This is a genomic window from Shewanella inventionis (assembly GCF_019931735.1).
Classification (GTDB): Bacteria; Pseudomonadota; Gammaproteobacteria; order Enterobacterales; family Shewanellaceae; genus Shewanella; species Shewanella inventionis.
Map to the genome: position 1 here is coordinate 176445 of NZ_CP082926.1, position 15586 is coordinate 192030.

Annotated in this window: 18 protein-coding genes and 1 pseudogene; 9 read left to right on the plus strand and 10 right to left on the minus strand. The window is 37.7% G+C overall.

The features are described from left to right. Positions 1-165 precede the first annotated feature (165 nt). Positions 166-390: a putative periplasmic lipoprotein gene (locus tag K8B83_RS00860; RefSeq protein ID WP_188736011.1), complete on the plus strand. Its 225-nt coding sequence runs from the start codon at positions 166-168 to the stop codon at positions 388-390. A gap of 1473 nt (positions 391-1863) precedes the next feature. On the opposite strand, the gene K8B83_RS00865 is transcribed toward K8B83_RS00860, so the two are convergent. Next, the gene (locus K8B83_RS00865) at positions 1864-2013 is read right to left on the minus strand and encodes a hypothetical protein (protein ID WP_223418940.1); all 150 of its coding nucleotides are present in this window, start codon (positions 2011-2013) and stop codon (positions 1864-1866) included. Between the two features lie 341 nt (positions 2014-2354). On the opposite strand from K8B83_RS00865, the gene K8B83_RS00870 reads away from it, so the two are divergent. The 3 genes from K8B83_RS00870 to K8B83_RS00880 are packed head-to-tail and all read left to right on the plus strand — an operon-like array spanning position 2355 to position 4587. Beyond that, complete coding sequence (locus tag K8B83_RS00870; RefSeq protein ID WP_223418941.1) at positions 2355-3137, plus strand: TIGR04255 family protein; 783 nt, start codon at positions 2355-2357, stop codon at positions 3135-3137. After that, positions 3128-3730, plus strand: a complete 603-nt coding sequence (locus K8B83_RS00875; RefSeq protein WP_223418943.1) for a helix-turn-helix domain-containing protein — start codon at positions 3128-3130, stop codon at positions 3728-3730. The genes K8B83_RS00870 and K8B83_RS00875 overlap by 10 nt, the downstream gene beginning before the upstream one ends. Then, positions 3730-4587 carry a hypothetical protein gene (locus tag K8B83_RS00880; protein ID WP_223418944.1) on the plus strand — a complete coding sequence of 286 codons (858 nt, stop codon included), beginning with the start codon at positions 3730-3732 and terminating at the stop codon, positions 4585-4587. The genes K8B83_RS00875 and K8B83_RS00880 overlap by 1 nt, the downstream gene beginning before the upstream one ends. A gap of 98 nt (positions 4588-4685) precedes the next feature. On the opposite strand, the gene K8B83_RS00885 is transcribed toward K8B83_RS00880, so the two are convergent. After that, positions 4686-4970, minus strand: a complete 285-nt coding sequence (locus tag K8B83_RS00885) for a hypothetical protein (RefSeq protein WP_223418946.1) — start codon at positions 4968-4970, stop codon at positions 4686-4688. A 52-nt stretch (positions 4971-5022) separates the two neighbouring features. Here K8B83_RS00885 and tnpA point away from each other — a divergent pair, with 52 nt between their 5' ends. From tnpA to tnpC, 3 genes are all read left to right on the plus strand, one after another. Continuing rightward, the gene (gene tnpA, locus K8B83_RS00890; RefSeq protein WP_188741263.1) at positions 5023-5322 is read left to right on the plus strand and encodes an IS66 family insertion sequence element accessory protein TnpA; all 300 of its coding nucleotides are present in this window, start codon (positions 5023-5025) and stop codon (positions 5320-5322) included. Continuing rightward, positions 5319-5663, plus strand: coding sequence for an IS66 family insertion sequence element accessory protein TnpB (gene tnpB, locus K8B83_RS00895; RefSeq protein ID WP_012088183.1), 345 nt, complete (start codon positions 5319-5321; stop codon positions 5661-5663). Before tnpA ends, tnpB begins: the two co-directional genes overlap by 4 nt. Before the next feature lie 84 nt (positions 5664-5747). Continuing rightward, positions 5748-7292: an IS66 family transposase gene (tnpC, locus tag K8B83_RS00900; RefSeq protein WP_223418948.1), complete on the plus strand. Its 1545-nt coding sequence runs from the start codon at positions 5748-5750 to the stop codon at positions 7290-7292. 29 nt (positions 7293-7321) lie between these two features. On the opposite strand, the pseudogene K8B83_RS00905 reads toward tnpC, so the two are convergent. The 8 genes and pseudogenes from K8B83_RS00905 to K8B83_RS00940 all read right to left on the minus strand — a co-directional run. Continuing rightward, positions 7322-7684: pseudogene (locus K8B83_RS00905) on the minus strand (IS982 family transposase); the annotation flags it as partial. A gap of 571 nt (positions 7685-8255) precedes the next feature. After that, positions 8256-8912 (minus strand): Qnr family pentapeptide repeat protein, encoded by a 657-nt coding sequence (locus tag K8B83_RS00910; RefSeq protein ID WP_223418951.1) that lies wholly within the window; start codon positions 8910-8912, stop codon positions 8256-8258. Between the two features lie 584 nt (positions 8913-9496). Next, the gene (locus K8B83_RS00915; RefSeq protein WP_188923194.1) at positions 9497-9778 is read right to left on the minus strand and encodes a hypothetical protein; all 282 of its coding nucleotides are present in this window, start codon (positions 9776-9778) and stop codon (positions 9497-9499) included. A gap of 128 nt (positions 9779-9906) precedes the next feature. Continuing rightward, entirely contained in the window at positions 9907-10554 is a 648-nt protein-coding gene (locus K8B83_RS00920; protein WP_223418953.1) for a hypothetical protein, read from the minus strand. A 334-nt stretch (positions 10555-10888) separates the two neighbouring features. Beyond that, complete coding sequence (locus K8B83_RS00925; RefSeq protein WP_223418954.1) at positions 10889-11455, minus strand: hypothetical protein; 567 nt, start codon at positions 11453-11455, stop codon at positions 10889-10891. 83 nt (positions 11456-11538) lie between these two features. Continuing rightward, complete coding sequence (locus K8B83_RS00930; RefSeq protein ID WP_188923196.1) at positions 11539-11937, minus strand: hypothetical protein; 399 nt, start codon at positions 11935-11937, stop codon at positions 11539-11541. 3 nt (positions 11938-11940) lie between these two features. Then, positions 11941-12858 (minus strand): zinc dependent phospholipase C family protein, encoded by a 918-nt coding sequence (locus K8B83_RS00935; RefSeq protein WP_188923197.1) that lies wholly within the window; start codon positions 12856-12858, stop codon positions 11941-11943. A 504-nt stretch (positions 12859-13362) separates the two neighbouring features. Next, a complete protein-coding gene (locus K8B83_RS00940) occupies positions 13363-13536 on the minus strand; it encodes a hypothetical protein (protein WP_188923198.1) in 174 nt (57 codons plus the stop codon). A 209-nt stretch (positions 13537-13745) separates the two neighbouring features. On the opposite strand from K8B83_RS00940, the gene K8B83_RS00945 reads away from it, so the two are divergent. Continuing rightward, complete coding sequence (locus tag K8B83_RS00945; RefSeq protein WP_188923199.1) at positions 13746-14627, plus strand: WYL domain-containing protein; 882 nt, start codon at positions 13746-13748, stop codon at positions 14625-14627. Positions 14628-14647: 20 nt separating this feature from the next. Further along, positions 14648-15418 (plus strand): hypothetical protein, encoded by a 771-nt coding sequence (locus tag K8B83_RS00950; protein ID WP_188923200.1) that lies wholly within the window; start codon positions 14648-14650, stop codon positions 15416-15418. Positions 15419-15586 lie beyond the last annotated feature (168 nt).

Below are 15586 nucleotides of genomic sequence, written 5' to 3' on the forward strand. Positions count from 1 at the left end.
CTTCGATTAAGCAATTCTATGCATTAGGCCAAGCCATTCTAAAGGCCGAGTCAGTAGCATTTTCACAGCCTAATTTACTCAGCCCTAACGGACTCAAGCAAATCAAAAAGATAAGCGGCTTAAACAGACGTAATCACGCTATCAATTAATATTTAGGAATACACAATGAAAGTTTATACCCTTGCAGCAATCATCATGTTTTTATCCGGCTGTGCGCATTTGCAAACTACTGATACCTCAAGTTCTGAGCGTCAAAACATAGGCTCTCGAGGCACTTATTCTCAAAATATAAGTGTCGATGATTTAGCAACTCAATCCACTGACCCAAAACAAGTATGTAAAAGGATAAAGCGAAATAAACATTTTATCACCCGTTGCCAACCTAAATAAAATCTTGCTAAATAAAATCTTGCCACCCATTTTTAAGGCATTTTTAAAAGTGGACTCAATATTCGACAAAAATAAAAAACATTTAATTTCAATGCGTTACAGCATTCTCGATTAATTTTTCGTACGACTTTAGTTTGCTTATTAGCCAATTCAATTTAAAACACGCCAAAAAACATTACAGCTGTTTTTTACACAGTACACACTACATAAAGGTGGGAGACATGGTTGGCACAGGATATTGCCCGACATTTGTAAGCCAGTTATAGATGAAGTGTAACGATGAGCGAAGCGCCATGATGTTAGTGGTCACAGGCCATATTTGAAGCACACTTTGGCGAAGATACGAGTGAGTTTTTTATTTTAATTCATCTCGGAACTTGAGGCCGTTGAAGACTCCTTACAAAAGAATACGTGAGCAGGCTACAAACGAAGTTAAAAGCAGGATCAGGTCTCATGCCTACCTCGAAAATATGACAGCATGTGTAAATATGTAAAATGGCTTTATTAGGGATTAGCCTCGTTGAGGTTTAATATTCGTGTAATTGGATACACAATCAATATCAACAACACACAGAATAATGTGTTGTAAACAACACCTTCAGCAGGCGCTTTAGAAATAGGTTCATAGAAAAAAAGTGCGATACAAAATGAAAATATTGAAAAGCCGATCTTTCGCGGAACATGACAGATGTCGAATTCAGTTAAGATAAGTTTAAACCAAGGAAAACCACAAACAATAGATATTGAGACAATTGGTAAGATTGTCGTACTCCAATTTTCAATTATTTGTCCTACTACGAGTTGACTCGTACTGGAGTTTGAAAATAGTGCTAGCACTACTACCGAGGTTGTAGCGACCCAAGACAAAAATATAAATATATTGACTAATTTTACATATATATCTGGTAGCTCATTTTTCATCGAATCCCTCTTAAAGCTACAAAAAACCACACTGGAGTTAAACATTTTTAATTCATGAATCAATAATATATAAAACAAAATGTCATTGAATGGGTTAAATTTGTCAAACTATGGGTGCATTATGTCAATGTATGGGTTCAGCGACAAAATTTGTCGCTGAACCTAAATACTGACATAACCGCATATAAAATAACAATCACTTACCTGAATGATTAACCCATACATTGACATAAAATAAACCCATAGTCTGACAAATCGGAACCAGTTTTAGCTGCTAATAATTATAATGTGTACTTTTATTACAACTGAAAGTATATCTCTTGCAAACTCATTTTTGGACAAGACTTGTTAACCCCTTTCTCGTCGTTCCGGCAGGGCCTTTGGGCCGGGATCCAGGTATTTGTACTTTTGTGCTTATTTACTTATGGCCTGCGGACACTAACGTCGTGGCGCTTAACTCACACCAGACCAAGAGGAAACCAACGGCTGTTCTCTCTTTATTCTCTATAAAAGAATTGGCCCATCAGCTACATCAAAATTATCCCATTTGATTTAAATAATAGGTGCGATAATTTCGCGACGTGGATGAATCCAGCTTTTAACTTCGTCTGTGTGTTCTTCAGCCCATCTTGTAGTAAAGAGTGAAAATGCTATCACTTCCGATGGTACATCCTGTACCGCGAAAGCTAGCGGGCTATCCATGCCCAGCTCACGCTATTTTCTTCAACAGCCTCAAGTTCAAAGCTGAATTTAGACATTTTCAAGCAGAGATCAAATAGCTACAGCTTTGATCTTACGGACCGCCCCCTTAACTAAATTTTTATGGCAGTTAAATAAGATCTTTTTTAGATAATCATATAGAAACCTTCCGTAGCACATGGCCTAGCATCACGAATCCATGTAGCTACCCTACAAATAAGTAAAGAATAACAGCCATTTCACACCCTAATAATGTATAAAATATTGTATAAAATAGTGTATAAATTAATATTTACACGTATACTTATCTCGTTCCCATACTAAACACGATGAGATGGTACGATATGCCCGACTATAGAAAATTAGAAAATCAACCACTGGTCTTAGCATTAGTAGAAGTAAGATTTTCTCCAATATTTGGCATCGAAAAGTACATCCCTGACTTGCAAGACAAGCTTCGGGGGGCATACCCTCACGTTGAAAGTAGTCTCAGTCAATCGATAGAGGTTAATGAGCAAGGGGTTAACTTGAGCAATGTGAATCGCTGGGCATTTGCGTCAAAAGATCATAGCTCTGCTGTTGATATTAGCTACAATCGAATTGTTTTTTTTACAACTAGATACCCAAGATTTGAAGGCTTCGCAGAACAAGTTAAGCAACTGTTAGATATATTGAATGATATAGCTAAGCCTTCACTATGTTCACGCATCGGCCTTAGATATTGTGATGTAATAAAGACCGCTCAGGATGAAACACTTGGACAACTCGTTTCTCCCGGATTTTTATTACCAGATTGCTTGTCTCAGTCAGGCCCAATAGCACAACACCTTACAGAAACGGTCATTGAAACTAATGGGATTAGTCATTTAGTGGTTAGGTCGCTTCAAGCTGTGACGAATAATGTAACACCACCAGACATTCAACAAGTACCTGTAAAAATCACACATGATGATGAAGCAAGTAATCGCCTTATCCTAGACTTTGATCATTTTTGGCAAAATGAAGATGAACAAAAAGATTTTTGTCCGAATGAAATAATTCAAATGCTTTCACAGCTTCACATTGATTCAAGAAAAGCATTTTGGAACGTTACAACTGACTATGCGAGGAATGAAAAATGGACATGATTCCAGCAGATATACAGGCCACACAAGCTGCGTTGTCACAAAGCTCTGGTGTTTATTTTGAACCGCAATTCAAAATTCACAGACCATTGAAAAAAAATGAGTACTCTTTACCTCTTGATTCATTTACTGCATCAGGAGCGAACTCCGATTGGTTTTACCGGGCATCTAAAAGTGGTGGGGTGATTGTATCTACCAATGCCAAACAAAATAAAAAAACTCAAAATGATAAAAATAGCGAATACACAATCTCACTGATTGAGAAAATACAGGGGACGTTTAATCTCAGTGTTGAAGAAACTGCTACTATATGTGGCGTTACAAGAAAGACCTTATACAATTGGAAAGATGGTGATAGTCCTAGGAAAAGTAAGTTTAAACGACTGATTGACGTTGCGTTCATAGCGGATTATTGGAAAAGCTCCTCTCTTTCTTCCGACAGAGCATTACTAGAACAACCATTTTACAAAAATCGTTCGATAATGGAATTATTAGCAGATAAGCATCTAGATAAAGACACAATACTTTTTGTTGGTTCAAGAATGCAGCTTGACTCAATTAACGATGCTGCACCGATTGAGGATCCGTTTGCATAATGACAAAAGTGAACAGGTATGGTGAATTTCTTGAACACCTAGGGTGGCTACAGGGTGCTGTAGTCACCGATGCTCACGCCCACGCTATTATAAATAATGCTTCCAATTCCATCGAAATATTTTCTCCTAAACTTCTTTCAGAAGATTTCGTACTAATTACGGCTTCTCAATCTTGTAATATTGCAAACGACGATATGGATTTGGGGCCTCATGTGGAGTTTTCCGTAGGTAGGTTAATAACTAGAATTGATGGCAACTACAGCTACAACAAAAATCCTCGTAAGCTACATACGTCCTATAACGAGGCTACTGATGAAGGCGTGGTTCTCAGAAACATAGAAATACTTTCCAAAGAATCCATCTTCATTGCCAAAGAAAGCTTAGTTACCTCTAATATTTTGTTTAATAAAAATGCTCAATTTGGCTACCATGAAATAGATAGTTATGTAGCATGGTTATCTGGTCACTATAATAAACCTGCTCTACCAACAGCATTTAACAATCGCCTTATTGAGACTGATAGGAAAGACAAAAGAAAGGCTAAAGCCAAATCGCTAAGCCCTTTATTATCAGGGATTTATGTTGAAATAAATCCATTTAAAGAGCTTCCTCCTGATGAGCATTACAGTGTGAATCTACTTGGTTTACTCCCTGTAGGTAATAACGAAGCCGAAATAATTTCTGCGACAAAAACCATGGAAACGTTTGCTGACTTAATGCGTTCTGCCACCATGAATGTTAAGTTAGTTGTGACGACTGAAGATAAAATAACTGTTGCAAGATTGCGAAATTTTAAAAGATTTTACTATGATGATCTTTCATACAGGGAAGTTTCTCATCCTTTACCTCCAGAATGAGATGTCCTGTTACAACGTTATAAATGTTGTTGTGGCTTAGTTATTTTGGCCACCTAGATAGAAATAATCTAATTAGCAATTGTAATTTTTTACGTAAACTAGCCCTGATTCATATAAGCACTATTTTCAAGTTTTTTATACAGTAACTCACCAAGCTCACCAGTAAGCTCATTACCAGTTTCATCTATTAACTTGTAACTTTGTTGACTTCCACCCAGTGAAACAGCCCCCTCAATACCACAGATAATATTATGTGTTGCTTCTCCAACAGCAAGCTTAACTAAAGCCAATACTTTTTCTCTCTGCAAAAGTGTGAGTCCAATATTATCGAGTTCATAGCCTAGATAGGTTGGTCCTTCGTAAGCGGTAAATAAACCCCACATACTCAATCATAAAAATAGTTGTCATAGTACCTCACCAATTTAAGGAGGCACTATGTCATCACAAGAAAAACACCAGTATTGGTCTTCATTAATCGAGCAGCAAAAACAAAGTGGCATTAGCATCACTCAGTTTTGCGCTGAGCAGAACATAAGCTATCAAACCTTTTATACATGGGCCAAAAAACTCCGAACACAGCCGGAGCCACAACGATTGCAACCCATCATTGTGACCGATACATCCGTCGTGAGTGAAAACGTTGTCACGCTAACCCTTGCAAATGGTTTGCGTGCTCAGTTGCCAATTCATTTAAGCGCTAGCCAAATCCAGCATTGGGTTGCTGCCCTACAATGACACCATCTGCTCAAGTTTATCTCGTCACGGGTGTCACAGATATGCGTAAGTCTATCGATGGCCTATCGCTTATCGTTGCACAACATCTTGAAATGGACCCGTTTAGCGAATCCTGGTTTATTTTTTGTAATCGTCATCGAGATAAACTCAAAATCTTGTTTTGGGACACTAATGGCTTTTGGCTTTATTATCGGCGGTTAGAAAAAGGCACCTTTAAGTGGCCAAAGCCAACACACGATGGCGCACTACATATCAGCAAGGCCCAGCTGAATTGGCTGTTATCGGGGTTATCTATCGAGCATCACAGAGCACATCGACCAATAACTAACCTAACAGTGTGATCAAAAAGGCGATCACATTTTTATGCTTGAACGATCCTTTTTCGCTGTCACAATAAGGAGAAATGAATACAAACTTCGCTAATAATGACAACACTTCCTGATGATATTGAGCAACTTAAGGCCATGGTACTGCAGCTGCAACAAGCTGCTGACATTGCACAGGCACAAGCGTCATTAGCCAAGGAAGAAGTGCTTGTTGCTCAAGAAGAAATCACCGAGCTTAAAACACAAATCCAGTTGTTAATTGAGCAATTAAATTTAAGTCAATCTAAGCGGTTTTCTTCTAAGAGTGAAAAAGTCGCCAAAGGCACCTTCAACGAGGCCGAGCAACAAGATATTGCTGAGCCATCAACGCAAACAACAAAGAAAACAGGCCGTAAACCGTTACCTGAAGCGCTAGAGCGTGAAGTTATCACACATGAAATTGACTCACCTTGTTGTGAATGTTGTCAGTCTCCATTGCACCAATGCGGCGTCGAAACCAGTGAAGAGCTTAAGATTATTCCTCAAAAAGTCACGGTTATCCGCCATGAACGGGTGAAATATGCCTGTCGTCAGTGTGAAAAAACACACACAAGCTCACGTATTATCACCGCCCCTAAGCCACCCAGCTTAATCCCCAAAAGTATTGGCAGTGCCGAGGCATTTGCCGCCGTTGTCACCGCGAAATACGTCGATGCACTGCCACTTTATCGCCAGGTTGATATCTTAATCCGCTCAGGTATCGATATCAGCCGAGCGACATTAGCCAATTGGTGCGTACAATTAGGCATGAAAGTTCAGCCCATTATTGATGCGATGCAGTCACAACTGCTTAATGAAAAGCTGATTTGCGCTGATGAAACCACTGTGCAAGTCTTAAGAGAAGCAGACCGAGAAGCACAGTCAACCTCGTATATGTGGGTGTATCGCAGTGGTGAGTTTGTCCAAACGCCTATCGTGATTTATGACTATCATCCAAGCCGAGCAGGCCGTTGTGCTCAAGCGTTCTTGTCTGGCTTTTCTGGTTATTTACTGACAGATGGCTACGGCGCTTATGGCACATTAAAAGATGTCACCCATGCTGGCTGCATGGCACATGTGCGCCGAAAGTTCACTGATGCACAAAAAGCGAGTGGGTCAAAAAAAGCAGGTAAGCCCGAAGTTGCACTGAGCTATATAGCCAAACTTTACGCTATTGAAAAACGTTCAAAACAACTCAGCGCTCTTGAGCGCCAACAATTAAGACAACAAGAAGCTGTACCAATATTAGCGGAGTTTAAAACCTGGCTGGAGAAACAACAGGTACTTCCCAAAGGGTATTTAGGTAAAGCCATTACCTATGCACTAAACCAATGGCCAAAATTATTAACTTATCTTGAAGATGGTGACATTAGCATCGACAACAATGTCACTGAACGAGATATCCGCCCGTTCACAACGGGGCGTAAAAACTGGATGTTCTCAACGTCAGTCAACGGCGCGCATGCCAGTGCGAACTTGTATAGTTTAGTGATGACCTGTCGAGCGAACGATATTAGCCCATATTACTACTTCAGACACTTGTTTACCGAGTTACCCAAGCGCCAGCCTACCGATGATTTAACCGATTTAATGCCGTGGAATGTTGTTCTGAGCAATTTGGCTTAACGTTTCACTGCTTCATTTACCGCTTACTGACAGACTTCAATTTTAGTGGAGTCGACAAACTGAATTCCAGTTGGCTTTCCAAGCTTTGAAGTCAGATAGCTACACATGGGCACAACGACGCTAGGCATTAATGCAAGGAAACGCGTATAGCTTAACAACTCAGGAAAATAGGGCTTTAGCTGGCGACAAACATAGTTCAGATAGTAATTTTTGAAATCTCGGTAATGTGATTGATGGAAATGAATAATAATGGTCATCACTTCTGCAGGAGAAAGGCGACAAGCTCTATTGCGCTTCATTTCACCATTTTCAAGCAGTATGCGCTGCCAATGTGGGATAAATAAATGACAGAAATCATCGACATCACAATAGGTTTCAACTAATTTATTCATGCTCGTTCCTTTTTCTAATCACTCTTGGTCGAATGATCGGATCAAGGAACGAGCATTTAGTTCCTTTAGGGAGCTAATTTCTTATCCGAAGCTCAGGTTATTTAGGTTGGATGAGGGCGTTGGAGCATGTATCTACAGCTAAGGAATTTACATTAGAAATGTTATTTGACGCTGCATTTAAGTGTGAGTACGTACCAATCAATAATAAAAAGTGCATAGATGATGAGGCTTTAGAGCCTGCATTCTAGCGCTACACTATGACCGTTTTGTGCCAATCTCGGTTAATCGATTAGTTGCCTTAACTTTTAACTTCAGTAAGAAAGCAGACGTTTGGCTTTGCTACTATAAAGTTAAATTTTAGCTTAGAGAAACATCAAACTTTTGTGAAGCCGTTATAATATTTAATCGAGGTTTTATGCTCGCTGTGAGACGGGTTTAAGCTCTTTGCTGCCAGTGAGAATCCATCACTTGATGATAACTTTGAGCGATTAGAAGACATGTATAGGTCAATTCATAACATTAACTCCTTAAGGAGCTAATGTTATGAATTGCGGTTAATAGTTTTGCCTATTTAGCTTGGTAATACGATAACACCTAAGCTATCTAACAGTTGCTCTTGTTGCCAATCACAAATTTTCACCCCATCAAGCCTCACTCTTCTAATGTTGAGGCCATTTAATTCTGTATGTGTTAAGTCGCAACCTTGCATTTGGAATTGCTCCCAAGCATCTTCTGAAAATTCACTTCGGCTTAAGTCTGAATTTGTAAGTGAAGCACCTTGAAGATTAGCTCCACTCCAGCGGTTTTCAAATAAGTCACACTTCTCAATGCGTACACCAGCAAAGTTTGCATAAGATAAATTACACCCCGTGATGTATGCCGAGCAAAAGTATGTATTACGTGATATTTGATTTTCGAATCTCGCTTGAGAAAAATTGGCACCTTTCAAATCACATTCTCTAAATTCAATACCTAAGCAATTCGCTCCGATAAAACTAGACATAGATAATCTACACCCTTTAAAGCTGGCATCTCGTAAGTTGGCGTAATCAAATCGACAGCCATCATCGATACCTTGCTCTACAAAGTTGCACTCATTGAATTTGACATCCGTTAAATCAGCCCTATTAAAGTCACATCTATAGAAGTCACACTGTTTAAAATGCATATCTTTAAGGTCTTGGTTAGAAAAGTCGTGATTGATATAGGTTTTGTTAGTGGCTAGCATAATGGTCTCCAAATGATGATGCGCGAAGGATATCATCTATACACATAAAAACACCACCAATAAAAACCATTAAAAAACAACAGTTTGCGAGGTCGTTATTTGGCTATTTAAAGGCGTCAAAATGAGGCTTTAAGGGCTACAAGAGTACCGAAAGGTACGCGAGATTAAAAAATAAACTTTATCATCTTAAATGAGTGCTGAAGGTGGTTACTATTCTTCATTGATTCATTAACTCTCTATGTAAAGTTAGCACTTCAAAATCGACTGTATTTGGCACCTTTGAAGTCATGCCAATATAATTACTTGAACGACCGTTATGGTGGCTTTGCTGTCTGTCAGGATAATAGCTGACCTATTGAATTATTTGCTCTAAACAACCAACTATACTTTTAATGCTAATTCGGAATTTTTATTGGTATGTGGGATTAATTGACCGCTTACGGTCCTTCTTTACCTTTGGAGTATGAGGCCACCAAACAATCTATAGATTTGACCACATTATTTATAAACTCTTTCGGTGACATAGTTTCCCCCAAATTACAAAGTGTCTAGCAAGCTAGTGATCCCTGAACTTACCAAACAGATTATTTCAATTCGTAATTTACAAATTGATTCCATTCGCCTATGGCATCGTCAGCAGCATTTAAATGTTTTTCCGATGCGTCATTCATTTCCTCTACAAAATCAGCAATGCATTGCTTGTAGCGCATAACATCATCATTAAAGCTATCTATTTGCCATTGTGATGTAAATTCATAAGGCTTGTAAGGTTTCGAACAAGAAGGTGAAGGAGTGAACATATCACTAAAAGCAGGAAAGCTAGAAAAAACCACTAGAATTAGGGGGATAAAGTGTCTGTAACGCATTGAACTATCCTTGTCTCTAAAATTAACCAAAATATCTTAATTCAATCCTAAGAACGAGTCACCAAGCAAAGTTATTAACTGTTAAGTAACACTTATACTTACAACCGTTTACTATCTATAGCGACAAATTAAAGTAACCCCTTTTTCTTTCGCCAATCGTTAACTTTAGCCTTTGTTTTTTCAGTAAACCCACTTCTAACATTATTTAGAATTATATTTTCGGACCCATGTGATGAACGAAGCCCCCAATATTGAGATGAACGACACATAATTACTAGAATCTTGCCATTCTTAGCTTTTGGAATTAACACATCTCGAAGATAACTCTGGGCAGCCCAAACACTAGGTATGCTATTAGCTATGAACTGGACTTTATCCATATTGACAGAGGCATAAGGAATTAGATTGAACACTGCAATATTTTTAGCAGCAGCTTCAATATCGCCAGAATACAAATGCTTTGCGACAGGTTGAAACCACTTATCCCAGCTAGGAATATCATATGGATAAGGCTGTTCACCATCTAATTGTTTAGAAAGTACCTCTTTTAATTCTGCAGAGCGTATCACCTTACTAGATCCATTATCTACGCTTGGATTTGCATAACAAAGGACAATACTTGCTGTTTTCAAAGGTCCAAAATATGGGCCAGGAGGAAGCTCATATTCAAATTCACCACCAATTAATAACTTAAGCTCTTCCAGGACAATAGCATCATTCGGATGTCGGAAAGTGCCTTTGGTGCGGCAAGCGCACCAGTAGTCAAAAAAGTCCATTTTTAATCCTTATGTTACTAAACTGATTATTGGCTATATTTCTTTTACTTACTGTCGCTGCAAGCGAAAAGTCTGACATGAGTAGCTTCCAGCTTTCAATCACTTACCTTAATAATTAACCCGTACTTTGTCATAAAATATAACAATAGTCTGACAAATCGAAAGCTCTCCGATAAATGTCCACGTAGTATGAGCTTTTATTACAATAACGGTTCTGTTCTTTAGTAGATCACCTTAAAGCAAAAGTGAGTTTAAATTATGGATACAATTAAGTCTCAACCGGTGATAGCAATTAGCCACCACAAGTTTGTTGATTGCATGACTTGCGATATCCCTACTTTATCTTTAATTTTTCATGAAAAGACAAAACATTTTTAGGAATATTGTTGCCACTATAAAGCTCTACCTGCCAGATCCTGTCTTTAACTTCTGGAATACCTAGCCTCTTGAAAAACTTCCTATAATGCGCAATTTTTGAACTGTGGCTTTCATGAAACTCTATAATGACTGCATTTTTAGATTTAAAGAACTCGATGATAGAGTTGAGAAATTTTTCACCGAGTTTATTTTTGGTCAAATCTGCATTTAGAGCAAAATGCCTGATACGCACAGTTCCGCCTGAATGCATTGAAATACCTTCAACATTTCCAATTTTGAGTGAGTATTTATATTCTTTATATTGACATCTTATGTCAGGAAAGCTGCTGTAGCCATGAGTATCTGGAAGGCCTTCTAATGGTGCTATCCCGTACCCAGTTGTCCATTCGAGTTTTGCTCCATAATATCCAAAGAAATATGCTTCAGGTTCTTTTAGCCATTCATTAATGAATAGCTCATTATAATTAGGGCTTTTGCCATACTTTCGATTAAACTTTATCTTTTCAATTAGATTTATAATCATTGAAGTTCTCTAGGATAGATTTAATTACAAGACGGTATCAAGCTCATCTAATGTGATGACCAAATATTTAAGCAACGACAAAATCATTGGCAGAGCAGAGCGCTATCAATAGTAAATTCACAACTATCAGCTTTAGCATCTATCCAATGGTTTACGTCCAATTTACCATTGCAACCAGCATCCTCAATAATGGCGATATTTTCATCACAAAGTAGCAGAATTGCATTACCACTTTGTATTTTTGTCATTATCGTAAAATCTTTAAAAGGAGCAATTAACTGTGGATATCGCTCTGATATTTCAGACAATAATTGAGCACCATCATCGACTTGCTCACCACTGAACTTAAGGTGTCCATCGACTGCTTGGGATAAATCCTTAAACTTTGATGCTAAATCATACATTGACTCATCATCATATTTATCAGTGCAAGAACAACTTAAGGATAAAAACATCAATGCAAAAAAAACGATAAATTTCATCGGTTAACTCCAAGCGGTAAGGGTTTTATTTTCTGAAAGGCCTGTATCTAAGTTCCAACTTAAAAACATATTATCGTCACCATCTTCAAAAACTGCTTTTGCCAAATAGCACCAATATTTTTGAACATTCTTTACCGCCAAATCAAAGATATCATCGTAATCCATACTCCCATTTGGAGTCTTCAAGTTTTGAATATAAGACATATCAAGATCATCAATTGATGGATAAAGAATTCCAACTGAAGCAGCTACATGACGAGCAAACGGAAAAAGTCTATGCCCTTCATCAACATTGTCCACGACTATCTGGAATCCTTTATGCCACGAATGAATTTCTGGAGGAGAAGAACTAAACTTATCTGGAAATACAGTTTTTAAAGCGTCATACCATAAACCATGAATGACACTATCCAACTGAGATGAATCATTTAAATCAATACAAGAACCAATATTCAATCTAACACGATCAGCCAAACCAATGTCACCAAGATTAAGACGCCCCCAGATATAGGTGTCCTGATTCATCTCACAGATCCGATGCTCTTTCTGATTTTGCTCATAAGGCCCAACTCTTAATTGCACCACAGGATGAACGGTTATGTCACAAATAACATGAGCTACGTAACCAGAGAGCCATGCAAATGCCCTTTCCTGTTCCTTATTTGATAACTTCTTCGTTAGGTTAATAAGCTTTTTAATAAATAGATCTACACTTTCATAGTGCATTTTATCAGCCCATTCATTCTGCTCACTGTCGCCGATTTTCAAATAAGGATAATCAGGGCTTACACACCCTAACTCCATGAAACTTTTCTCTCTAGAAAGTATCAATTTTGCCTTTTGTGGCATATCCAATTTAGATAGGTCATTGTTTGATGATGCAAGATTTACTGCCGTAATATGGGCAAATGCTCCAGGCATAAGAACTCCTTTTCAAAATTTATTAAATTTACACAAATCTAAAATAGCTAAGCCACTACAATTCGGGAAAACATGACCGGAACCGGCAATTCTAATAATCGAATACCGAATTAATAGATAATATTGATCACATTAGAAGGTTGTATGACCCAAGTAACACTAGGGTCATACAACCTATCATATTTCTAACAAATAGTTAGTGTGGTAATGAGCGTAAATGTGAGCACACATTTTCCCATTGACCTGCTCGGTAGCGCATATATGCGCATACTCGGCCAACTTTTGATCCAGACATAGCTGTAATCTCCAAAAATATAAAGGAGGGAGCTCTGGCATATTGAGTTGGAAGCATCTACCCTGTAGGATGTAACCGTATTAAAGTGGTCCTAAGGTATTTACTGACTTGAGACCTCCCAGTGTTGAGTCGATAATTATTGTTGGTAGCAATATTTATCACCAGCTCAATACTTAAAAGGCTTCTGCTAACTAATAGCTGAAGCCTTTTTATTTTTCTTTGGTAACACCTTTATAGACTCCGCCTGTTTTTTTCACACTCATAAATTGTCCCGTTTCAGAATCACGTTTCGTCCATAATTGTGTTTGTGGATTGAATACTTGAGTACGTTCACGTACAGCACCAATTCTTGCATTATCACCGTAAGGTTTGTTAACAGCCATTATCACGCTCCAAATAGTATATATTGTGTTATAAATTAAAAATGGCACACAATGTAGTGTTTCCATTAATTCCATTATAATCGGAACAAAAAAAGATCGCAAGCATAAAGATGCTGAAAAAGTGACCACCAGATCATTTTGATGTTGTTATTGTTTAGGATAAGTGCTAATTTTATCGTCAATATCTATAAAATAGCAGGCATAAGCACATGCAATTACTCCCTGTAAATCGTCAAGAGCGATTAGCTTTTATTGAACTCAATTTATTATTTGTAGGCACAATCACAAGGAAGACATTGAAAGAAAGGTTCCAAATTAGTGACGCTGCCGCAACTAGAGATCTAATAGACTATCAAAAGTACTGCCCTGATAATTGCACTTACGATAACAAACTCAAAGCATACCTATACAATCAAAGTAGCTTTACTCAACAATTTGAAATTGACGTTAATGTTGCATTGTTAGAATTAACGGGACAAAGGCAAAGTCTGACTCAGAAAACACATGAACGATTTTTGAGTAGTGAAACTCTAGAAATGATTACAAAACCGAAGGTTGAAATCGTTTCTGCAATAACGAGATCTATGGCTAGCGCTATTCCTATAGAAATTGAGTATTACTCTGTTCGATCAGGGAAGCGCCGAGCAGTCATTATTCCTCACTCTGTCGTTAATAATGGGGAAAGATGGCATTTCAGAGCTTATGACAGAGAAAAAGACTTATTTTCTGATTTTGTTATCACTCGAATTGAAAAGGTTAAAGGAATCAAAAGTAAGGTTAATAGCTATGAAAATAAAACTAATGATACTGAATGGAATAGCGAAGTTAGGCTAGTTTTGGTACCACATCCATTATTGCAGAATCCACGCTCTATTGAATTAGATTATGCGATGCAAAATGGTGAACATAGAGTGACTGTAAAAGCGGCCTTAATGGGATATTTTCTCAGACATTGGAATGTTGACTGCTCGCCCGCCGATAATTTACTAGTTGGCAAACAATATCATTTATGGTTAAAAAACAATGAAGTTATCTTACATAACCAGCAAAGATTTTTTGTACCTGGTTTCGAAAATCATAAGATAAATTAAGGCAAAAATGGATAAAGGTGATGTTAGATTCTTGGGTTGTGGATATTGATATAAAAGTTATTATTGCTTTGATTAGTATTGTTGGCATTCTTATAACTGCCATACTGAGTAGTTCTGGGTATTTTTACCGTAATAGATTTGAAAGCAAAAAAAGTGCAAGAAAAGTGCTCTATTTGCTTCTAGAGATTCGACACGCGATAAATGTGTCACTTTTTGATGTTGATGAAGTAACAGATCAATACATTGAACATTTTGTAACACGCCTACAAAGCAAAGGTATGCCGGTCAAGAAAGAAGAAATTGAAGGAACATTATTTGAAATGATCAGAAGCCATATCGATAATCTAAATTCAGCAATTAAAACAGACATATCAATCCGCTTGTTGCCACAATTCGAAGATACATTAATGGAACTAGCTTCTGTGGCACCGGTGCTGGCATATCAACTACGTGGCAAAGAAAAAATAGAAGCCTTAATTGATCTTACAAACACATATATTGAGAGAATAGATTCTGAATTGATTCCAACAGTGAACGTAGATTGGATGAAAAATATGTTGGTCGATATTTCTCAGCAACAGAAAGTAGATACGTTGAAAGAAGTATCAGCGAGCTTAGATACAGATGTAATCTTACTGGCAAAACATTGTGGAAGAAGTGACTTATTGAAATGTAAAAAGGCGTTAAAATCGGGAGCTAGCAACAAATTAGACTTTCAAGATTTAGATAAAGTGATCGATAAAATCATAGATAAATTAATAGTTACTGCTAGTGCACAAAATCCTAAATAACACCCTATACCAATACAAAATACCATCACAGTATGAGTTAAATTAATAACCGATGAGTAACCAATAAAAAGCCTCCTCTCAGTGACACAAGAGGAGGCTTTTACTACCTTTTCGGCAGTTTGTGCGCGAACATATACGTCGAAACGATTATCTTCTTTTTCAACTGCC